The organism is Actinomadura logoneensis (assembly GCF_003428695.1).
Classification (GTDB): domain Bacteria; phylum Actinomycetota; class Actinomycetes; order Streptosporangiales; family Streptosporangiaceae; genus Spirillospora; species Spirillospora logoneensis.
The window spans coordinates 1-1907 of record NZ_QURH01000582.1 but is presented as its reverse complement, the minus strand read 5'-3'; the positions used below and the strand labels follow the sequence as shown (position 1 = coordinate 1907).

Sequence of the window (1907 nt, the reverse complement as noted above, 5' to 3'; positions counted from 1 at the left end):
GTCGGCGGGGGCGCGGGCGGGTCAGCCGCCCTGGCGGAGGGCCGGGTGGGCGCCCGCGGCGACGAGGTCGGCGACGGCCGAGCGCGGGTCGCGGCCGATGACCAGGCTCTCCCCCACCAGCACGGCGTCGGCGCCGGACGAGGCGTAGGCGAGCAGGTCGTGCGGGCCGCGCACGCCGGACTCGGCGATCTTCACCACGCCCGCCGGGATGCGCGGGGCGATCCGGCCGAAGGTCTCCCGGTCGACCCGGAGGGTCCGCAGGTCGCGCGCGTTGACGCCGATGACCCGGGCGCCGGCGTCCAGGGCGCGGTCGACCTCCTCCTCGGTGTGCACCTCGACCAGCGGCAGCAGGCCGATCGACTCGGCCCGCTCGACCAGCGAGACCAGCGCGTCCTGCTCGAGCGCCGCGACGATGAGCAGCGCGACGTCCGCGCCGTACGCGCGGGCCTCCCACAGCTGGTAGGAGGTGACGATGAAGTCCTTGCGCAGGATCGGGATGTCCACGTTGGCGCGGACCTCGGCGAGGTCGTCCAGGCTGCCGCCGAACCGGCGGCGCTCGGTGAGCACGCTGATGATCTTGGCGCCGCCCGCCTCGTAGTCGCGGGCCAGCGCGGCCGGGTCGGCGATCGCCGCCAGCGCGCCCTTGGACGGGCTGCTCCGCTTCACCTCGGCCACCACCCCGACGCCGGGCGAGCGCAGCGTCGCCAGCGCGTCCCGGGGCGCGGGCGCCTTGGCCGCCCTGGCCTTGAGGTCGTCGAGCGACATCGTCCGCTGCCGGTCGGCGAGATCGGCCCGGACCCCCTCGATGATCTCGTCCAGCACGCTCACGCCGTGCCCACGCTCGCCCTCGGTCACGCAGGAGCCCCCTATTTTGCGGTCGATCCGTGCACCGATCGTAGCCTCACCCACCGACGCCGCCCGCACCCGGGGGCGGCCCCCGAACCCCCCTTCCCCCACCTTTCACCCCTTGATCACCCGTTACGGGGCGAGGGCGTGCGCGAACGGCATGTTCCGGACGATCCAGTACACCAGGAGGAGCCCGAAGAGCCCCGCCAAGACCCCGCGCCGCAGCAGCACCGAGGTCACCGGCAGCCCCCGCGCGGCGCAGTACGTCCAGCGCGCCCACACGTATCCGGCGACGGGCGTCAGCAGGAAGACGAGCGGGTTGAAGCCGAACGCGGCGGCCACGTGCCCGTGGGTCAGCGAGTTGACCATGCGCAGGCCGCCGCAGCCGGGGCAGTAGTAACCGGTCAGGAACAGGAACGGGCACGTCGGGTAGTGCCCCGGCGCGTGCGGGTCCACGAACGTGACCACGACGGTCGCCGCCGCCGCCGCGCCGAACACCGCCAACGGCGCCCGCAACCGCCGCCGCGCCGGCAACGCCCGCCCACCCGCCGACCACGCATGTCCGTCCGGCGCCGCGCGCCCGCCGCCGGACGGCGTTCCGTGGCGCGGCGCGCGCGACGTGTCCGGTGTCCCCTGGCTCACGGAACCAGCCTAAGCGGAAGCCGCCGCCCAGGTCAGGCGCCTTCTCGAACCCGTCGGCCGGCGGGGCGGGCGTCAGGCGTCGAGGCGGTAGCCGACGCCGCGGACGGTGCGGATCGGGCTGACATCGCCGAGCTTGGCGCGCAGCTGGGCGATATGGACGTCCACGGTGCGGCTGCCGGCGCCCGCGCCCGGCCCCCACACCGACTCCAGGAGCTGCTCGCGGGTGAAGACGCGGCCGGGGTTGCGGGCGAGGTGGCCGAGCAGGTCGAACTCGGTGGCGGTGAGGGTGACCTCGACGCCGTCCGCCTCGCAGGTGCGGGCGGCGGTGTCGAGCATGAGCGCGCCCGCGCGGAGCTCCCGAGCGGGCGCGGCCGCGCCGTGCCGCAGCGCCCCGGCGACGGCGCGGACCAGGGTTCGCG

3 protein-coding genes are annotated in these 1907 nt (G+C 75.8%); all 3 read right to left on the bottom strand.

The window, feature by feature from the left end:
• Positions 1 to 21: 21 nt before the first annotated feature.
• On the bottom strand, positions 22 to 828 hold the full coding sequence (trpC, locus tag DZF91_RS24380) for an indole-3-glycerol phosphate synthase TrpC (protein WP_117359618.1): 807 nt from the start codon (positions 826 to 828) through the stop codon (positions 22 to 24).
• 150 nt (positions 829 to 978) lie between these two features.
• Positions 979 to 1488 carry a DUF2752 domain-containing protein gene (locus DZF91_RS24375; protein WP_235834520.1) on the bottom strand — a complete coding sequence of 170 codons (510 nt, stop codon included), beginning with the start codon at positions 1486 to 1488 and terminating at the stop codon, positions 979 to 981.
• Positions 1489 to 1560: 72 nt separating this feature from the next.
• The coding region (locus DZF91_RS24370) for a winged helix-turn-helix domain-containing protein (protein ID WP_147341346.1) at positions 1561 to 1907 on the bottom strand (347 nt) is incomplete at its 5' end.